This window comes from Lysinibacillus sp. A4 (assembly GCF_024919535.1).
GTDB lineage: Bacteria > Bacillota > Bacilli > Bacillales_A > Planococcaceae > Lysinibacillus > Lysinibacillus capsici.
In genome coordinates this window covers 178,494-197,200 of sequence record NZ_JANWTB010000002.1, presented here as the reverse complement: position 1 = coordinate 197,200, position 18,707 = coordinate 178,494, and the positions used below count along the sequence as shown (strand labels likewise).

At 37.5% G+C, this 18,707-nt stretch carries 21 protein-coding genes; 11 read left to right on the top strand and 10 right to left on the bottom strand.

Annotation, left to right across the window (positions count from 1 at the left end; translation table 11 throughout):
- Positions 1 to 534, bottom strand: coding sequence for a GNAT family N-acetyltransferase (locus NY607_RS05045; protein WP_259419265.1), 534 nt, complete (start codon positions 532 to 534; stop codon positions 1 to 3).
- Between the two features lie 187 nt (positions 535 to 721).
- On the opposite strand from NY607_RS05045, the gene NY607_RS05040 reads away from it, so the two are divergent.
- Entirely contained in the window at positions 722 to 955 is a 234-nt protein-coding gene (locus NY607_RS05040) for a DUF896 domain-containing protein (RefSeq protein WP_004232132.1), read from the top strand.
- 127 nt (positions 956 to 1,082) lie between these two features.
- Positions 1,083 to 3,083 (top strand): transketolase, encoded by a 2,001-nt coding sequence (gene tkt / locus NY607_RS05035; protein WP_259419264.1) that lies wholly within the window; start codon positions 1,083 to 1,085, stop codon positions 3,081 to 3,083.
- A 120-nt stretch (positions 3,084 to 3,203) separates the two neighbouring features.
- Here the strand turns inward: tkt and NY607_RS05030 are convergent, their stop codons facing one another.
- Both NY607_RS05030 and NY607_RS05025 read right to left on the bottom strand, forming a co-directional pair.
- Positions 3,204 to 3,971, bottom strand: coding sequence for a GolD/DthD family dehydrogenase (locus NY607_RS05030; protein ID WP_259419263.1), 768 nt, complete (start codon positions 3,969 to 3,971; stop codon positions 3,204 to 3,206).
- A gap of 17 nt (positions 3,972 to 3,988) precedes the next feature.
- Positions 3,989 to 4,768 (bottom strand): DeoR/GlpR family DNA-binding transcription regulator, encoded by a 780-nt coding sequence (locus NY607_RS05025; RefSeq protein ID WP_259419262.1) that lies wholly within the window; start codon positions 4,766 to 4,768, stop codon positions 3,989 to 3,991.
- Positions 4,769 to 5,456: 688 nt separating this feature from the next.
- Here NY607_RS05025 and NY607_RS05020 point away from each other — a divergent pair.
- The 6 genes from NY607_RS05020 (at position 5,457) to glpX (ending at position 11,245) form a co-directional block, all read left to right on the top strand.
- Positions 5,457 to 6,578 (top strand): MDR/zinc-dependent alcohol dehydrogenase-like family protein, encoded by a 1,122-nt coding sequence (locus NY607_RS05020; RefSeq protein ID WP_259419261.1) that lies wholly within the window; start codon positions 5,457 to 5,459, stop codon positions 6,576 to 6,578.
- A gap of 30 nt (positions 6,579 to 6,608) precedes the next feature.
- Positions 6,609 to 7,880, top strand: a complete 1,272-nt coding sequence (locus tag NY607_RS05015; protein ID WP_259419260.1) for an MFS transporter — start codon at positions 6,609 to 6,611, stop codon at positions 7,878 to 7,880.
- A 168-nt stretch (positions 7,881 to 8,048) separates the two neighbouring features.
- Positions 8,049 to 8,519, top strand: coding sequence for an RpiB/LacA/LacB family sugar-phosphate isomerase (locus NY607_RS05010; protein ID WP_259419259.1), 471 nt, complete (start codon positions 8,049 to 8,051; stop codon positions 8,517 to 8,519).
- Positions 8,519 to 9,520, top strand: a complete 1,002-nt coding sequence (locus tag NY607_RS05005) for a dihydroxyacetone kinase subunit DhaK (RefSeq protein WP_259419258.1) — start codon at positions 8,519 to 8,521, stop codon at positions 9,518 to 9,520. The genes NY607_RS05010 and NY607_RS05005 overlap by 1 nt, the downstream gene beginning before the upstream one ends.
- A gap of 12 nt (positions 9,521 to 9,532) precedes the next feature.
- Positions 9,533 to 10,183: a dihydroxyacetone kinase subunit DhaL gene (gene dhaL / locus NY607_RS05000; RefSeq protein WP_259419257.1), complete on the top strand. Its 651-nt coding sequence runs from the start codon at positions 9,533 to 9,535 to the stop codon at positions 10,181 to 10,183.
- A 96-nt stretch (positions 10,184 to 10,279) separates the two neighbouring features.
- Entirely contained in the window at positions 10,280 to 11,245 is a 966-nt protein-coding gene (gene glpX, locus NY607_RS04995; RefSeq protein ID WP_259419256.1) for a class II fructose-bisphosphatase, read from the top strand.
- 235 nt (positions 11,246 to 11,480) lie between these two features.
- Here glpX and NY607_RS04990 read toward each other — a convergent pair whose 3' ends face one another.
- The 7 genes from NY607_RS04990 to NY607_RS04960 all read right to left on the bottom strand — a co-directional run bounded on the left by NY607_RS04990 (position 11,481) and on the right by NY607_RS04960 (position 16,978).
- Positions 11,481 to 11,822, bottom strand: coding sequence for a hypothetical protein (locus NY607_RS04990; protein ID WP_259419255.1), 342 nt, complete (start codon positions 11,820 to 11,822; stop codon positions 11,481 to 11,483).
- Between the two features lie 483 nt (positions 11,823 to 12,305).
- On the bottom strand, positions 12,306 to 12,938 hold the full coding sequence (locus NY607_RS04985; protein WP_259419286.1) for a response regulator transcription factor: 633 nt from the start codon (positions 12,936 to 12,938) through the stop codon (positions 12,306 to 12,308).
- On the bottom strand, positions 12,913 to 13,953 hold the full coding sequence (locus NY607_RS04980; protein WP_259419254.1) for a sensor histidine kinase: 1,041 nt from the start codon (positions 13,951 to 13,953) through the stop codon (positions 12,913 to 12,915). Before NY607_RS04980 ends, NY607_RS04985 begins: the two co-directional genes overlap by 26 nt.
- Complete coding sequence (gene liaF, locus NY607_RS04975; RefSeq protein WP_225340802.1) at positions 13,950 to 14,633, bottom strand: cell wall-active antibiotics response protein LiaF; 684 nt, start codon at positions 14,631 to 14,633, stop codon at positions 13,950 to 13,952. Before liaF ends, NY607_RS04980 begins: the two co-directional genes overlap by 4 nt.
- A gap of 56 nt (positions 14,634 to 14,689) precedes the next feature.
- Positions 14,690 to 15,805, bottom strand: a complete 1,116-nt coding sequence (locus NY607_RS04970; RefSeq protein ID WP_259419253.1) for an alpha/beta fold hydrolase — start codon at positions 15,803 to 15,805, stop codon at positions 14,690 to 14,692.
- Positions 15,806 to 15,967: 162 nt separating this feature from the next.
- Positions 15,968 to 16,606 carry a PspA/IM30 family protein gene (locus tag NY607_RS04965; RefSeq protein WP_009370701.1) on the bottom strand — a complete coding sequence of 213 codons (639 nt, stop codon included), beginning with the start codon at positions 16,604 to 16,606 and terminating at the stop codon, positions 15,968 to 15,970.
- Positions 16,607 to 16,621: 15 nt separating this feature from the next.
- Positions 16,622 to 16,978: a lmo0954 family membrane protein gene (locus tag NY607_RS04960; protein ID WP_048391315.1), complete on the bottom strand. Its 357-nt coding sequence runs from the start codon at positions 16,976 to 16,978 to the stop codon at positions 16,622 to 16,624.
- 338 nt (positions 16,979 to 17,316) lie between these two features.
- Here NY607_RS04960 and sirA point away from each other — a divergent pair, with 338 nt between their 5' ends.
- The 3 genes from sirA (at position 17,317) to NY607_RS04945 (ending at position 18,673) form a co-directional block, all read left to right on the top strand.
- Complete coding sequence (sirA, locus tag NY607_RS04955) at positions 17,317 to 17,742, top strand: sporulation inhibitor of replication protein SirA (protein WP_004232148.1); 426 nt, start codon at positions 17,317 to 17,319, stop codon at positions 17,740 to 17,742.
- 98 nt (positions 17,743 to 17,840) lie between these two features.
- Positions 17,841 to 18,059 (top strand): YneF family protein, encoded by a 219-nt coding sequence (locus NY607_RS04950; RefSeq protein ID WP_004232154.1) that lies wholly within the window; start codon positions 17,841 to 17,843, stop codon positions 18,057 to 18,059.
- 110 nt (positions 18,060 to 18,169) lie between these two features.
- Entirely contained in the window at positions 18,170 to 18,673 is a 504-nt protein-coding gene (locus NY607_RS04945) for an S-ribosylhomocysteine lyase (RefSeq protein WP_259419252.1), read from the top strand.
- The last annotated feature ends 34 nt before the right edge of the window (positions 18,674 to 18,707 follow it).

Genomic DNA, 18,707 nt, shown 5'->3' with positions numbered 1-18,707 from the left:
TCATACACCTCTTACCTTTAAATCGTTCCATTCTTCCTCTAAAATAGCGTAATAGTATTCATCCCACCAAGTCTCTCCATGAGGTATGCATTTTTTAAAAAATCCTTCCTGGCGCATCCCGATTTTTTCCATGACTCGGTAAGAAGCGATATTTTCTGGCTGGCATGTGGCAATAATTCGATGAAGTTTCATTTTATTAAAGCCGTGATCTAATAGGGCCTGAGCAGCTTCAGAAGCATAGCCATGATAATGATAGGCAGGATTCATAACCCATCCAATTTCATACGTATGATCGCCAAAGTATTTGTGGAAAACAAGATGACCAATGACTCGCTGTTGTTCACGTAAAACAATGGCGAAATGTTTTACTTGCTCGTTGCTATTCTCTGTTATGAAATTTTGAACCTGATCTTCATTCAACACACCCTCTGGCATATAGTGCATGACCGTTTTGTCGGACATATAGCTATAAACGGCCTGCCAATCTGAGGCTTCAAATGTTCGAATAAGTAATCTAGGTGTTGTGATGTTCATGATAGCTCCTCCTAATATCTATCAAATTTTTCCTTTTATTATTAGTTATACACCTCTAACTTCTGGAAGTCATGTAAATAATGGCTAAGAAGTGTTTTTAAGGGTTGGTATAACTGCATTTTAAGGGAAACCATGCTATACTTTGCATACTGAGGTCATTAAGCTAGGTACTGAAAGGTGTGTAACCATGTTATCAAAGGAAAAAATTAACCGAATTAATGAATTATCTGCTAAAGCAAAAAGCGGACAATTAACAGAGGAAGAAGCAAAGGAGCGAACAGCGCTTCGCAAGGAGTATTTAGATACGTTTAGAGCAACTATGCGAGATACGATTGAAAACGTTAAAGTGGTAGATGCAGAAGGAAATGATGTAACTCCTGAGAAGGTAAAACAAGCACAAAAAAATAAATTTCTAAATTAATGTGACACAATTCAATAAAGTATGTATGAAAACGCAAATAGTATAACAAAAAGCATTGTTTTCTAAAGCAATGTTGACTAAACTGTAAAAGAACAATATATAGGACGAGAAAGGATGTCACAATATAATGACTCAACACGCGGATCTTTTAGCAATTAATGCTATCCGAACTTTGTCAATCGATGCTATTGAAAAAGCAAATTCTGGTCACCCAGGTTTACCAATGGGAGCAGCGCCAATGGCTTATACGCTTTGGACAAAACAATTACGCCATAATCCAGCAAATCCAAAATGGTTTAACCGTGATCGTTTTGTACTATCAGCAGGTCATGGTTCAATGCTTTTATACAGCTTACTTCACCTTGGAGGCTATGGTTTACCAATGGAAGAAATTCAAAACTTCCGCCAATGGGATTCATTAACACCAGGACATCCTGAATATGGTCATACAGTAGGGGTAGAGGCAACAACTGGTCCTCTTGGACAAGGAATCGCTATGACTGTTGGTATGGCAATGGCTGAGCGCCATTTAGCCGCTACTTACAATAAACCAGGTCATGACATTGTTGACCACTACACATTTGCGTTATGTGGCGATGGGGACTTAATGGAAGGTGTAGCAGCAGAGGCGATTTCATTAGCTGGTCACTTAAAACTTGAAAAATTAATCGTACTTTACGATTCTAATGATATTTCTTTAGATGGTGACTTAGAAAAGTCATTTTCAGAAAACGTTCAAAAACGCTTTGAATCTTATGGTTGGAATTATTTAAAAGTGGCAGATGGTACAGATGTAGATGCTATTAATGCAGCCATTGAAGAAGCCAAAAAATCTACTGGCAAGCCAACATTAATTGAAGTGAAAACAGTGATTGGTTTTGGTTCTCCAAATAAATCTGGTAAAGCAGATTCTCACGGTGCACCACTTGGTACAGATGAAGTTGTCTTAACGAAGGCTGCCTATGAGTGGGCACATGAACCATTCCAAATTCCTGCAGAAGTTTACGATACATTTAATGCGGCTGCTGAAGTGCAAGGCGCACAACCAGAGGAAGCTTGGAATGCAAAATTTGCTGCATACAAAGAAGAATTCCCAGCGTTAGCAGCTCAATTCGAGAAAGCGATGAATGGTGAATTACCAGAAGACTTTGCTTCTGAGTTACCTGTATATGAAGCTGGTAAATCTGTAGCAACTCGTTCTTCTTCAGGCGATGCAATTAATGCTATTGCGAAGAAAACACCTTCATTCTTTGGTGGTTCAGCTGACCTTGCTGGCTCCAATAAAACAACGATGAAGGGTGCAGGAGATTTCTCAGCAGACGACTATGCTGGACGTAACATCTGGTTCGGTGTTCGTGAATTTGCAATGGGTGCTGCTATGAACGGAATGGCTCTTCACGGTGGTTTAAATGTATTCGGTGGTACATTCTTCGTATTCTCTGATTACGTTCGTCCTGCAATTCGTCTATCTGCATTAATGGGTCTTCCTGTAACATATGTATTCACACATGATTCGATTGCAGTAGGGGAAGATGGTCCAACACATGAACCAATCGAACACCTTGCATCATTACGTGCAATGCCAAACCTATCTGTTATTCGCCCTGCGGATGCAAATGAATCAGCAGTTGCGTGGGAGCTTGCAGTAGCAGCAGAAAAAACACCAACTGTTCTTGTATTATCTCGTCAAAACTTACCTGTTCTTGACGCTTCTATTGAAACAGTACGTGAGGGCGTAGCAAAGGGTGCTTACACAGTGTCTCCAGCTGCAAAAGAAGTGGCAGATGCTATTTTAATTGCAACAGGCTCTGAGGTTTCGCTTGCTGTCGAAGCACAAAAAGCATTAAAAGCAGACGGTATAGATGTAGCAGTTGTTTCTATGCCATCTATGGATCGCTTCGAAAAACAAGACGCCGCTTACAAAGAATCTGTTCTACCAAAAGCTGTTACAAAACGTCTTGCAATTGAAATGGGGGCATCTTTCGGCTGGCATAAATATACTGGCTTTGAAGGCGATGTTCTAGCAATTGATAAGTTCGGTGCATCTGCTCCAGGTGAATTAGTAATGGAAAAATACGGCTTCACTGTTGAAAACGTAGTAGCAAAAGTGAAAGCATTAAACAAATAATATTAAGAAGACAAGCAAAAACATCTTCATTATAAAGTAAAAAGGCAGTGGGAAGCTCGATATATTCGAGCTTCCCACTGCCTCATTTAAATTAACGATAGAGGTATTTTTTATGCAATTTTATTTAATGGTATTTCCACCATCAATCACAATATTTTCACCTGTGATTAAATTGGAAGCATCACATGCAAGGAAAAGAGCAATGGCTGCAACTTCCTCTGGATAGCCGAAGCGTCCAAGTGGAATTTCTTTCATAGCTTGTTCGCCCACTTCACCAGCCCAAGCTTTTTTTCCAAGCTCTGTTAAAATAACGGTTGGTGAAATTGCATTGACGTTAATATCAAATTGTGCCCACTCCAATGCAAGAGAACGTGTAATACCAAGCACAGCCGCTTTACTTGCACAATAGGCAACATGATTATCCAGTGCAATAATGGCTGCTTGAGAGGCTAAGTTAATAATTTTGCCTCCAGTGCCTTGTTCGATGAAAATATTGCCAACCTTCTGTGCCATTTTAAATGTACCTGTTACATTAATATCCATGGTTTTTTGCCAATAGTCATCAGAAATATTTTCAGCATCATCGAGTAGAGCAATGCCTGCACAGTTTACCAAAATATCAATTTTTCCATAATGAGTATGGGCTTGTTTGATGGCATCATCCATACTTGCATTATCTGTTACATTACATAGAACACCAATTGCTCGCTCCTGGTGCAACTCCTTTGCAATAGCTGCTACATCTTCTTTTAAATCAAAAAGTGCAACAGATGCCCCTTTTTCAATAAATAGCTGAGCGATAGCATAGCCAATCCCGTTTGCACCGCCTGTAATTACTGCCACTTTATTTTCAATGCCGAAATTTGTATCAAAACCTTTGAACTTCAAGTGAATCCCACCTTTTGTTATTTTTTTGCCACAATCAGTTCAACATTATACGTTTGGAAAAGGTCGAAATAGTCTTCAGAAACTGGTTCATCTGTAATGAATGTATCAATATCTGCAATGGAGGCAAAGGCTGCAATAGAACTACGGTTTATTTTTGTATGATCGAGCAAGGCTGTCACTTTTTTAGCTGCTTGAACCATGCGCTTTTTCAGTTCAACTTCATAAACACTAAAATCCGTAAATCCTGCATCTTTACTAAAACCATTGGCAGATGTAAATAAGCGATCTACATGAATCTTATCTAAAATCTCTGCGCCAAGTGTTCCCTCTAATGAATTTGAACCTTGCTTCACGATTCCACCGATTAAAATAACAGTAATATTAGGAGAATCACTTAATTCCATTGCCACTTTTAAGCCACTTGTCACAACTGTTAGACGATGATTAAAGTCCTTTAAACAGTGGGCTAGTTCCAAAGCAGTTGAACTGGCATCAAGCATGATAGATTGATTATCTGAAATCGTTTGCAAAGCTGCACGTGCAATCGCATTTTTTTCAGTTTTATTTTTGAGCTGACGCGTAGAAAAGCTTGTTTCATGTTCATCTGTATCGACTAAAATAGCACCACCATGCGTTCGGCGTAACAGATTTTGTTGTTCAAGCTTTGTTAAATCAGTGCGTAAAGTAGCTTCCGACACATTTAAAGAAGTAGCCAATTCCTTAATCGTAATACTATTCTGTTGAACTAATTTATCCAAAATTATTTTTTGACGTTCCTGTGCAAACATTTTTTTCATCACATCACCTATAAATTTTCTATAATATTATTTTTTGCTTTTCACCATAAAGTGGGGTTGACTGCCACCCTGCTAGCATACTTTGTAAGTGCTGCTTCTTTTACATAGAGTAAAGTTTCCTTTGAACTCAGGTGTGTTGATTAGCCTTTATTTTACAGATGATACGAAAACCTTGTCCATTTCCGTTGCGGGAGACGCTTTCCGCTGAAGTCGTACCCTCCACGCCACTGAACAAGTAAAGGCTCTAAAAGAAAGTGTTTGCTTGCAACACACGCTAAGCACATCAGGTTGTTCTATGACATTATATCTATGCGATAGTAGCAACGCCTTTGTGACCAGGATCTTATCTTTTAATTACTATTTAAAAAAATATCAACCATATCTTTTAGTGATGAGCATATTGTTATTGTTTTTCGTTATTTTCACTATCATATCATACCTAGATAGTGTAAAAACAATAGGATTTAGAAAATTACAATTACAAGCAATATGATAATTAAGAAAGTCAGAAAAAATATTGCTTTTACATAGTAGCGTAAAAATAAATGAAATGAAAGTAAAAAATAGATAACGAAATTAAATAAAAATAAAAATTGAAATTCGAAAGTTTGGGTGGTACGATAAAAACAGAAAAACAAAAACAATCTGAAAAATGAAAACGCTTTTTTATAATGGGAGGATGAAATACATGTGTTCAAATCAAGTAGTAGACAAAGTGACAAAATCTATTGACAATATCCCAACAAAAATGAAAGCAGTTGTTGCCTATGAACCTGGTGATTATCGTTTAGAGGAAGTAGCTGTTCCAAAGATTGGGGAAGGTGAAATTTTAATAAAGGTAGAAGCATGTGGCATTTGTGCAGGTGATGTAAAAGCATTTGACGGTGCGCCAAGCTTTTGGGGCGATGAAGATCAGCCCGCATACATTAAAGCACCAATGATTCCTGGTCATGAGTTTATCGGTCATATTGTAGCAATTGGTGAAAATGTAGATGGTGATTTTGAACTCGGTGATCGTGTAATTTCAGAACAAATAGTTCCTTGTGAGAAATGTCGCTTTTGTAAGCGTGGTCAATATTGGATGTGTCAAAAGCATGATCTATATGGTTTCCAAAACAATGTTAATGGTGGTATGGCTGAGTATATGAAATTTACAAAGGAGGGTATTAATTACCATGTTCCAAATGAGTTACCAATTGAAAAAGCCATTCTTATTGAGCCATATGCCTGTTCATATCATGCTGTTCAACGTGCACAAATTGAATTAGAAGATGTTGTTGTATTAGCAGGTGCTGGAACATTAGGGCTTGGCATGATTGGTGCGATAAAAAAATCAGGTCCAGGAAAATTAATTGTTCTTGATTTATTTGAGGATCGTTTAGCATTAGCAAAACAATTTGGTGCAGATATAGTACTAAATCCTGCGAAAGATGATGTTTATGGCATTATTGATGAATTAACCGATGGCTATGGTTGTGATGTATATATTGAAGCAACAGGTGCACAAAAATCTGTCGAGCAGGGTTTAAAATTAATTCGTAAATTAGGGCGTTTCGTTGAATTTAGTGTGTTTAAAGACCCAGTAACAGTGGATTGGTCTATTATTTCAGACCGTAAAGAGTTGGATGTATTAGGTTCACATTTAGGGCCGTACTGCTATGAGCCTGTTATCAAAGGAATTATGAATGGAGATTTACCAACAGAGGGCGTTGTTACACATATGCTACCTCTTGAAGAGTTTGAAAAAGGGTTTGAGCTAGTGAAAAATGGACGGGAATCATTAAAAGTAGTACTAAACCCAAATTTATAGGCCGATAAACGCTAGACAAGGGGGGATATTATGCAATCAAATTTACAGGCGACATCAGTTGGTAAGCTAGGAATGGATAAAAAAATGTTTATGGGTTATTTAGGCGTCCTGATATTTATGATTGGGGATGGTTTAGAACAAGGTTGGCTTTCAACCTATTTAACCCAAAATGGAATGACTGTACAGGAGGTCGCTACATTACTTAGTTTTTATGGTATTGCTGTAGCTATAGCTTCTTGGCTTTCAGGTGTGTTAGCAGAAATTTATGGTCCTAGAAAAATGATGATTATAGGATTGAGTTTATTTGTTTTAGGAACGTTGATTTTCTTATTAATAGGTATTACAACGATGAATTTATCTATTATGCTTCCTACATATGCATTACGTGGGCTAGGCTATCCATTATTTGCGTATTCATTTTTAGTATGGATTACGTACTATGCGCCAATTGAGCGATTAGGAACAGCAGTTGGTTGGTTCTGGGTATCATTTGCAGGTGGTCTAAATATGCTAGGGGCCTATTATTCAAGTTTTGCACTACCATTTTTAGGCGAGATGATGACGCTTTGGAGTGCATTGATTTTTACAGCAATCGGTGCAGTTTTTGGTATTATCCTTTGCAAACCTGAAGTACAAAAAACAAATTTAACAATTAAAGAAGCAATGAAGCAAATGACAAAAGGCATCACGATTGCATTTGAAAAGCCACGTGTAGGTCTTGGTGGCATTGTTCGTGCTATTAATACATCTGGTGCATATGGATTAGTAGTCTTTTTGCCTGCCTATATGATTGATGCTGGATTTACGATGTCACAATGGCTACAAATTTATGGGGCTCTATGGGCAAGCAATGTTATTTTCAATTTAATTTGGGGTGCAGTGGCCGATAAAATTGGCTGGCAGCGTACTGTTATGTGGATCGGTGGTTTAGGTTGTGCAGTGTTTATGGCAGGTCTTTATTATGTGCCGTATTTCCTTGGTGCTAACTATCTGATGACAATTATTGTGGCTATGTGCTTCGGCTCCTGTTTAGCGGCGTATGTCCCACTTTCTGCATTAGTGCCATCATTAGCACCAGAAAACCGTGGAGCAGCAATGTCTATTCTTAACTTGGGTGCTGGTTTAAGCACATTTCTCGGTCCAGCAGTTGCAGGTGCTTTAATCGGTGGTTTTGGTGCTGTTGGTGTTATTTGGGCATATGTTACTATGCATATTATAAGTGCTGGGTTGATGATATTTGTTCGTCTGCCAAAAGGCTCTAAACAAACCGATATACCGAAAGAGGTAGTAACAGGACATTGATAAAAAGGATATTCGAAAAGAATATCCTTTTTATATAATTAAAAACGAAAATAAACGAAAATGAACGAAAATAAAAATTGACAAACGAAAATCTGTGTGTGAGAATAATATTATATTTATCAGAAAATACCAAATATATATAGATGACAAGTAGGAGGAAATTGTATAATGAAAATTGGTTTAGGTTCAGACCATAATGCACATCATTTGAAACAAGTTTTGCAACAATATATTACCGAAGAATTAGGTCATGAAGTGATTGATTATGGTTCAAAAGACAATTGTACAGAAATTGATTACCCAGGTGTTGCGTTCACAGTAGGCACAGCTATTATGAACAATCAATTAGATCGAGGTATTTTAGTGTGTGGTACAGGGCTAGGTATGGCGATTGCGGCATGTAAAGTACCAGGGATTCGTGCAGCAACAACACATGATGTTTATTCAGCGGAACGAGCTTGTAAAAGTAACGACGCACAAATTATTACTTTAGGTGAAAAAGTAATTGGCATAGAAGCAGCAAAAAAAGTAGTAGAAATCTATTTGAATTCGGCTTTTCCAGGTGGTAATTCCGCGCGTAAAGTACAACAAATTATGAACCAAGAACAAAGTTATATTGATGGGGGTGTACATAGATAATGAAAAAATTAATGAATGATCCTGCAAATGTTGTGGATGAAATGATTGAAGGCTATGTAAAAGCCTTTCCAAATTATGTACAGCAATTAGCAGAAAATAAACGTGCTTTAGTTGCTGTTCGTGAAGAAAGCCAAAAAGTGGGTGTTTTAATTGGTGGTGGCTCAGGTCATGAGCCTGCTTTTATGGGTTATGTAGGATATGGGATGGCAGATGGTGTAGCTGTAGGGAATATTTTTGCTTCTCCTTCCCCAGATCCAATTGTTGAGGTAACGAAAAAAATTGATAATGGACAAGGTGTTGTCTATATTTATGGAAATTATGCAGGTGATTTAATGAATTTCGGAATGGCAGCAGAGCTTGCCGATTTAGAGGAAGATATTACTGTAGAATGTGTCATTGTAACAGATGATGTTGCATCCGCACCAAAGGAAGAACAGCACAAACGTCGAGGTATTGCAGGTGAGTTTTTCGTGACGAAAGCTGCTGGGGCTGCCTCTGAAAAGGGCTATAGTATAGAAGAGGTTGTGCGTGTTGCGAATAAAATGAACGATGTGACACGTACAATGGGTGTTGGTCTTTCACCGTGTTCACTACCACAAACAGGTCAGCCAAGCTTTGAATTAGAAGCGGATGAGATGGAAATTGGTTTAGGACATCATGGAGAACCAGGTATTGAAAAAGGTAAACTTCAAACGGCTGACGAGGTTGTAGATAGATTGGTAGATGCTATTTTAGAAGATATGCCAATTGAAAGCGGTAACAAAGTAGCTGTATTAGTAAATGGTTTAGGCTCAACAACGAATATGGAACTATATATTTTATTCCGTCGTGTTGAACAAATTTTAACAGCAAAAAATATTCACATTCATCGTTCATTTGTGGGAAATTATAGCACATCTTTAGAAATGGGTGGTGCATCTATATCCATTGCACAATTAGATGACGAGCTGATGGAAGTCATTGATTTTGCAGCAGATTGTCCAATGTATGTACAGCGATAGGGAGGAAGCGAGATGGAAGTCACGGTAACACAATTTAAACAGTTTTTATTGAAAATAGTGGATATGATTGAAGAACAAAAAGATTATTTATGTGAGCTTGACCGTAAATTAGGTGATGGTGATCATGGTGTCACAATGTCTATTGGCTGGCAAGCTGTTAAAGAACAACTAGAAGGGCCTTTAGCTGAGGAAGAGGACTGTGTCAAAGTAAGTTCAACTGCTGGTCGTACATTTTTAAGTGCGGTTGGTTCATCCGTTGGTCCATTATATGCAACAGGCTTTATGCGTGGGGCGAAAGCCATAAAAGGTAAAGATATGTTAAATGATGAAGCATGGAAAGATTTTTGGGTTGCCTTTGTAGATGGAGTACAGGAGCGTGGGCAAGCAGAGTTAGGCGATAAAACGATGATGGATGCACTTATTCCAGCGCGTGAAACATTAATTGCTGAATTTAATAAGGATGGAGATTTTCCTGTAGCCTTTGAAAAAGCTGTTGCTGCTGCTAAAGAAGGTGCTGAATCAACGAAAGATTTATTGTCAAAACGAGGTCGTTCAAGCCGCTTAGGTGAACGTTCCATTGGCGTTCAAGATCCTGGTGCTACATCAGCAGCATTAATTATGGAGCAATTTTTATACATCGCACAAAATACGATGCGTGTATAACTAAAAATAGCACTCATCGGCTTTAAATGATGTTTTCGGACATGCCTTTTTTAGGGTGAGTGTTTTTTATTGCCTTTTTTGAAAGGAATGATGAAAATGACTGTACAAATTAAGCATTTTGCAAATGATTTTATGAAAGTAACACAGATGGCAGCGCTGAACGCCTATCCGTGGATTGGACGTGGCAATAAGATAGCGGCTGATGGTGCAGGAACAAATGCGATGCGAAATGAACTGAACCAATTACCATTGGATATTACAGTTGTCATTGGTGAAGGTGAAATGGATGAAGCACCGATGCTTTATATTGGAGAAAAGCTTGGAACAGGAGAAGCTTTGCATGTTGATATTGCAGTAGATCCAATTGAAGGCACTACATTAGTAGCAAAAGGTATGAATGATGCAATGGCAGTGATGGCTGTAGCACCACAAGGAACATTACTTCATGCACCTGATATGTATATGAAAAAAATGGCTTGCGGACCTCAAGCGAAAGGGGCGATTTGTTTAACGGATTCTTTAAAAGAAAATATGCATCGTGTAGCAAAGGCATTACATAAGCCTGTACGTGCATTAACGGTGATGATTCAAGATCGTCCACGTCATCAGCAATGGATTGAGGATGTATTAGAGGAAGGAGCTAAGGTCAAGCTTTTTGCAGAAGTCGATATTACAGGCGTTTTAGCAACATCATTAGAGCAATGTGACGTTGATTTGTTTATTGGTATTGGTGGTGCACCAGAAGGGGTTATTGCTGCAGCGGCACAAAAAGGATTTGGTGGTGACTTTTTAGGTCAATTGATGCCAGAGACAGAGGAGGAATATGCCCGCTGTGTCAAAATGGGTATCAAAGACCCTCATCAAATTTGGACATTGGATGAACTTGTTCAAACAGATGATTGTTTATTTACTGCAACAGGTGTCACGGATGGCTTTATTTTAAAGGGGGTTATGCAACAGCAAGCGATAATGCATTCATATAGTTTAGTTGTTGCCCCAAATCATAGACAGTTTGTTGAAGCAAAACATGAAGAAAATGAGATTTTAGTAACGGCTAATTAGCAATCACGCTTCTATTGAAATCGTATATAAGGGTGTAGCGAAGGGGGAGCTTACATAGTATCTCCTGTTGAAAAGCAGGGTGCAGTCCATAAGAAGCTGTATAGTTAATCAATAAATTCGGCGCATCCGCACCAGGTGAATTAGTCATCGAGAAATATGGCTTTACAGTCGAAAACGTTGTAGCAAAAGTAAAAGCACTATAAGCTACATAAAAATACCGCAACACAGCGTGACTTTACATCACGCTGCTATGTTGCGGTATTTTTTTATTGTTTTTCTTGCTAGTTACCCATAAACTAAGACACTGCACTATCACGATACTAATAAAAAGATTAAAGCTTTTTGCACTACCACCAATCCCTAGCTCATCAGCAATAATGCCAGAAAACCAAAGAAGCTGTGCGGCTACAATACTAGTTAAAGTACCAAAAAGAGTACATACCCAAACAGGCACTTTTTTCAGCAAAACGATGATAAGCAGTACAATGGAGAACAGCAGCAATACAATAAAAACAGGGTCCAATAATGCAAAAGCATTATTTTTAATAAAGTGCTGATACGTAAAACGACTATCCATGAAAGCTCCCCTTTTATAAATACTAACGTACCAAACGATAAAAAGTTCTATCTAACAAAACGTACTATCAAGATTATTTTGACTTCTCATTTCATAGTATCAATTTTGCTAAATCTCATCGAATATATATAGGCATGGTAAAACTAGTATATGGTAAGAAGCCTAAAAAATTTTACGAGTATTGCGATCAAATTTATTGGTGGTGAGGAGAGTACGATTTAGTTGCTAGTCTGACCACTTGGGATTCGTCTTGTTCTCTATATAGTAAGTTTAGAAGTATTGAAGCGCAAAGACCTACTGCTTTAATCCCTTTTCATCTTGGGGGGAGTATAGGATAAGATAAATCAATGGGTGTCTGTTGCAAGGACGTTTTCTACGCAGGATCATCCATTTATTTTGGCTCATACTAAAATAAATGGATGATTAGTTGGTAAGATTTCTGTTGAAAGATCGCCATGTCCTCAAAGCGTAATGGATAGATGGTTATTTCGCTAGCCCATTTTGGAAGGCGTAGACGACGGCTTGAGTACGATCTTGAACTTCTAGCTTTGCTAAAATATTACTAACATGTGTTTTTACTGTTTTCAAGGCAATATATAGCTCATCAGCGATTTCCTGATTGGCTTTACCCTGGGCCATTAGCAATAATACTTCCATTTCACGTTCAGTCAATTGTTCGTATAGTGGCGTACTATTGCCGTGGCGCATGCGGTGCATCATTTTGGAAGTGACCTCTGGCTCTAATACCGTTTCGCCACCCATCGTTTTTCGAATAGCATCTGCAATTTGTTTGGCATTAGATGTTTTTAAAATATAGCTTACCGCGCCAGCCTCTAAGGCAGGATATACTTTATCATCATCTAAAAAGCTAGTCACCATCATGATTTTTGCCTCAGGCCATGCTGCTAATATTTCCACTGTTGCCTCTGCTCCTGTCATAACAGGCATCACATTATCCATTAAAATAATATCAGGCCTTAGCGTTAGGGCACGTTCCACTGCCTCTTTACCGTTCTCAGCCTCACCTACAACCGTAATATCCGGCTGTGCTGAAAGATAGGCTGACACACCAATCCGTACCATTTCATGATCATCCACTATGAGCACTTGTATCATCGACATTGACCTCCTCCTTTTGTAAAGGAATTTTAACCTCTACAATTGTTCCTTCACCAGGCACTGATACAATTTTATAGGTGCAGCCAATTTCAACTGCTCGTTCAGCTATATTTTGTAAACCGTATGATGTGGATTTATTTTCTTCCACATCAAAGCCTAAACCATTATCTTGAATTCTTAAAATAGCTAAGTCGTCTCGTGCCACAAGAAGTAATTCCACCTCACTTGCTTTGGCATGACGCAGCGTATTGGAGAGTGCCTCCTGTGCAATACGAAATAAATGATCTTCCTCTGCTTTAGTTAAGGCCATTTCTTCTAATTCATATTCTATATGGAAATAAACTTTTTGCTGAAGTTCAATAATCAATTCCTCTAAGCCTTGTGCCAATGTTTTATTGTGTAAAGCAACAGGCCGTAAGTGTAGCAGTAATGCACGCATTTCTAGCTGTGCCTGCTGAACGATTTTCTCCACCTGTTTTAAGCTAGTAGCATGTTCGTCATTTTCAGTTAATGCAGATAGTAACATAGAGGCAGCAAATAGTTGCTGTGACACAGAATCATGGAGTTCTCTAGCTAGTCGTTGGCGTTCAGCAATAATACGCTCCTGAATAATTTTATCATTGGCCTCAGCCCGTTCATTGGACAAACGCTGTAAACTTTTACGTTGCGTATCGATTAATTCACTCGTTTGGACAAGTGCCTTTTTTAACGATTTCGGAAGAGCTTGTTTTTTAGGAAAAACAAAATCAGGCTCGATTAATTGTTTCACTATTCGTGTTGCCTGCGCTTCTCGTGCCCTTGCAGTCATACTGATCCAGCTGGCAAACAGGAAGCTAAGTATAAACAGGCTAACTATGATGATGCCACCTAGAGGGATATTATCGTAATTCTGCTGCCATAAGGGCTCCCATGTTTTTTCATCAGGATTGCCCCATAGTGCAACAAGAAGACCGAAAACAGCACTCATTAAAATAAAAAATAATGTAAATAATCTTGAGATAAAGGCTATCATTTTCGTAGCACCTCCAAATCTCCAAGCCAGGTTGCGACATGAATAATCAGTACACGTTTAGCATCCTCAGGGTTGCCGTCTGAGAAAGTAATACTTTCATTTACTATACGTTGCGGCCCTACGTGTAAGCAGGAGAGCTCACCAAATAAAGTCGTATACTGTAAACGGAATGGAATTTCATAAGGAACATAGATTTGAACTTTACCGATACCTTGTCGAATTGTAATAAGACTAGTGCCAGCTGGTAAAATCGTTTGCGTTGTATCAATGGTAATATCTCCTGCAAGGCGCTGAATTTGTACATCTTGCCATTTATAAGCTTCTGTAGGCGCTGGCATTGTGCCAATTAGGTCATTTTTAATTGCAGGAAGCTTTTCAAAAAGCTCTGCACCAACTACTTTTGGCTCGTTTTCTCTTTGCAAGTATTGATAGAGCATATATAAGAGCATGATGACGATAAATAAACGTAAGCTCCACATCGTGAACAAAGCAATGGCAATAAAGAAAATTCCTGTCCATTTAAAAAATCGAACTTTTTTGGAAAAACTTAAATAAAGAAGTACAGCCCCAATCAATAAACAGAAGGCACCACCATTATTAAATATAGTTAGCTCCACAAAGACGAGTAAAAAGAAGCAAAGAACCCAAAATGTGAGCTTATTTGTTGTGAAATTTTGCATGAGGGTCACCCTTCCTTCTAGAAATTGATGTGAGAAGCTGAACTTCTCTACATGCTTTAATACCTTTCAAGCATTTTTTTCAATGTGTCATTTATTAGTGTGACATCAAGTTTGTTTGGATAGTGAGCAGAGTGTTGTAATGTGATAAACTCCTTGCCATTTGGTGCATCTAAAACCTCGTAATATTGTTTAGATAATTCATAATTTGCCTGTTTATCATATATTCCATGAATAAGATAAACAGGGATTTCTATAGTTTTAACAGTTTCAAAAAAATTAGTAAGGATAATTTCTTTTTTTAATTCCTTGCTTTCGATAAGACTAAATTGGGGACCAGAAATAAATGCATGATAAATATCTTGTAAAGAATAGTCAGGTGAAGTGAAAGCCCCTTTGATTAAATTAAAAAGGTTCACCTTTTCTATGGTATCATCAGAATAATTCATTCCTTTATATTGATTGATAAGTTCACTAAACTGGTCTTCATCTTCTTCAAGATAGGGTTTTTTATCAAAACTCTCCAAAATTCTAAGAGTTTTCTCATCGCCAATTGCTTGGGCTTCGTTCTTTAGCCACTCATAACCAAGTTCCTGTCCCTTTGTTGGATTCGTTAATTGAGAAATGCCTAAATAAGCGTGAAACTTTTCGGGATATTTAGCTATTAATTGTGTTCCGATTACTGTTCCAAAAGATTGCCCAATGATAAAGATCTTTTCCTGTTTGTAATGTACTCTTATAAAATCCACAATACTATTAGCATCTTCTGTGAATTGAGCTAAGTTCATTGTGTTTAATGATAAGTTTTTATTATAACTTTTACCAGACCCTCGTTGATCATAAAATACAGCTACGCAGTTCTCGGTAATCTCAGGAAACAGCGTTCTAGCACTTACCCCATATGGAAATGGGGAGCCAGGGCCACCATGAAGGAATAAACAAAATGGTCTTTCTTTATCTTGCCCCTCTACTAGTATAAATTGTTTATCTCCATTGACAGTTATTTCTTTTAGTTCACTAATACCACCATTTTCAATAATGGCCGTGCTTTGTTGCTTTATCTGCTGTTGAACAATGGAACGATAACACAATAAACAGATTGAAAGTACGAGGAGAAAAATTAAAACAAAAAGGCAGATTTTAATCATATAATGGACCCACTTTTTAATTTTCATCTTAGTTAATTCCTTTTCCAGTATTAATCGCAAGTAAAATCACATATTAAGGATTTGGAAGAGAAAAGCTCCTATAAACTCTATAAACTATACTGTTTTTCTTCAAAGAAATGGGATGCTTCCTAAATAGAGGCATCCCTTATCTCTTTATATTATACCATGTTATTTATTTTCAATTAGCAGTGGTGAGCTTTCTTCTACTGCTTTTTTTTCTAATTCTGCCAGTCTTGCCTCAAAAGTTGTAAGCTCATGGTCTTTATCGATTTGATAAGCTAATTTATCGATATATGCTTCTAAATCTTCAAAGTTTGTTTTATTATTTTTGGCAATCATTCCATCCATTTGATGATGGGCACGAGTTACATTTTCTTTCCCCATCAGCTGTAATTGACGCACTTTCATATCTTTAATTTTATGCTTCATTGTTTCAAATTTACGCTCGAGCTCGAAGTATTCACGAGTACTTGCTTCAATACTAGCTTGTAATGTAAGGTTACGAGCTGAATAAGCTGTTACTTCATCCGTAGCGAAATCAATTAAGTCCTGCTCTCCGCTAGATTTTGCTAATGCTAATTGAGATTCACGTTTCGCTAGTAAATCTGCGTTTTCTTTATATTCTTGCTCTAGCTTTTCTTTTAATTGCCCTTGTCGCTCTAATAATTTGCCTGTTTGTTCTGTTTGTTTTTCTGCTTCACGAATGTATTGATTTAACATCGCAATCGGATTTTTTTGTTCCTTCTTATCAAATAATTGGTGTAAGTCTGCCTCTACTGTATATCTAAAACGTTGAAATAAGTTCATTTAAATTCGCTCCTTTTATTTTGTTAAATTTGACCATTCTTTTTCAAAGTTTGTAAACGGATCTTCTTCTTTTTTTCCTTCAATTGTAGGGATTTTTACATCTTCGCCATTCCATTTTTTATAGATAACATAGATAATGGCGATTGCAGCAAGACCTACCATTGCTGGAATGTTAGACACTGCTGATAGGACACCGATTAGACCAACTGTAAACCAGAAAATTTTACCGAAAGATGACTTACTAGCAATGTAGAAGTGCATGCCCAGTGCTACAAATAATCCAGAGAATAATAACCCCGCCAGTGGTCCAATTAACGCTAGTGCAACACATGCTGCAATGACGCCTCCAGTTAATAAAAGAAATTTTTTCATTTGTTTTAGCTCCTTTCGTTTGTACCTTTATGATACCTATTTACAAGATTGTCTAAAACGGACTCGAAATTGATTTTGAACTAGGTCTTGAGGCTGAGATTCATCTAAGCAGCCATAATAGAAGGTTTTTGGCCATGTTTAACAAGCTTTTTGCTTGTTTTTGGAAAAATATTAATTATTTTTGGTTGAAAATACCATTTGTCATAAAGTCATTTATAGACCCGAAACTAGAATTTTTTCGACAAAAATAGAAGAGAGATCCCTCCTTCGTTTGACAAATAAACAAGATTGAATGAGCTATACTTATGAAAAAGAAACTGAGCGAAGGAGGATTTCTGGTGAGAACCTATTCTATATATAAGATAAAAGAAGAGCATTTAACGTTTATTTTTGGCAGAGAGCGTAAGTTGTTAGAGATGATGCAAGGTTGTGAAGATGCCAATGAGAAATCCTTAAAAGAGCTTGCATATATATGTGAATCCGTTCGTTTTGAGGAGATTGCAGCCATGTTAGAGCATCAACTTGATTCCAAATATGCACACCTAGAAAGAGCTCGAAATGCTTTGTTTTTAGAACATCCGATCAAAGGTAAAATGGCTATTTATTTAGTAGATCGTAAAATTTGTGTTTACTGTGAAGGTTCGCGAATGCTAGATTTAGATTTATTTCAAATGCTTGCTAAAATGAGTGAACGTTTTATTGCTTTTAATAAACAGGATAATGAGTGTGGGTGGTTAAAGCCGATGAAGTATACAATGCACTAGGAAAATTCACTACAATATATAGTAACACGCTATTATTTGGTGTATAATGGAGCGTGGAGAGTTTTTCTCGGTATATTGTAGTGGAGGAGGTTGGTTGTATGCCTACATGGGGCTGGATTATTATCGTAATTATCGCATTAGCAGCGGGCGCAGCACTTGGTTTCTATTTCGCTCGTCAAGCTATGATGAAATATTTGAAAGAAAACCCACCTATTAATGAGCAAATGATTCGTATGATGATGGCGCAAATGGGTCGTACGCCGTCTGAAAAGCAAGTACGTCAAATGATGGCGCAAATGAATAAATTCCAGAAGTAATTTGGAATGTTCCGAGCAACTAGTTCAAGCTTAACTAGTTGTTTTTTTATTTTTAATAGTATTTAAATAATTCTTAAAAATCATACAACTCTATCGGGAAACTATGTATAATGGAGTTACTATACGGAAGGGAGTTGTGTATATTGCAAAAAGAAAAAACAAATGTAGAAAGTTTTGATCTAGATCATACAAAAGTAAAGGCACCTTATGTTCGTTTAGCAGGTGTGAAAACGGGCAAAAATGGCGATGAGGTATATAAATACGATATTCGCTTTAAACAGCCAAATAAGGAGCATATGGAAATGCCTGCATTGCATTCTTTGGAGCATTTATCTGCTGACATTATCCGTAATTACTCTGATCATATTGTTGATTTCAGTCCAATGGGTTGTCAAACAGGCTTCTATGTGTCCTTGATCAATCATAATGACTATGAGGATTTATTAGCTATTTTAGAGAACACATTTACAGATGTGACAAAGGCAACCACAGTGCCTGCATGCAATGAAGTGCAATGTGGCTGGGCTGCTAGCCATAGTTTAGAAGGGGCCCAAGCATTAGCGAAAGAGTTTTTAGCGAAACGTGATGAATGGCATATTATTTTTGAAGATTAAATAAAATAAAAACCTTGCGAGTAAAATAACGCAA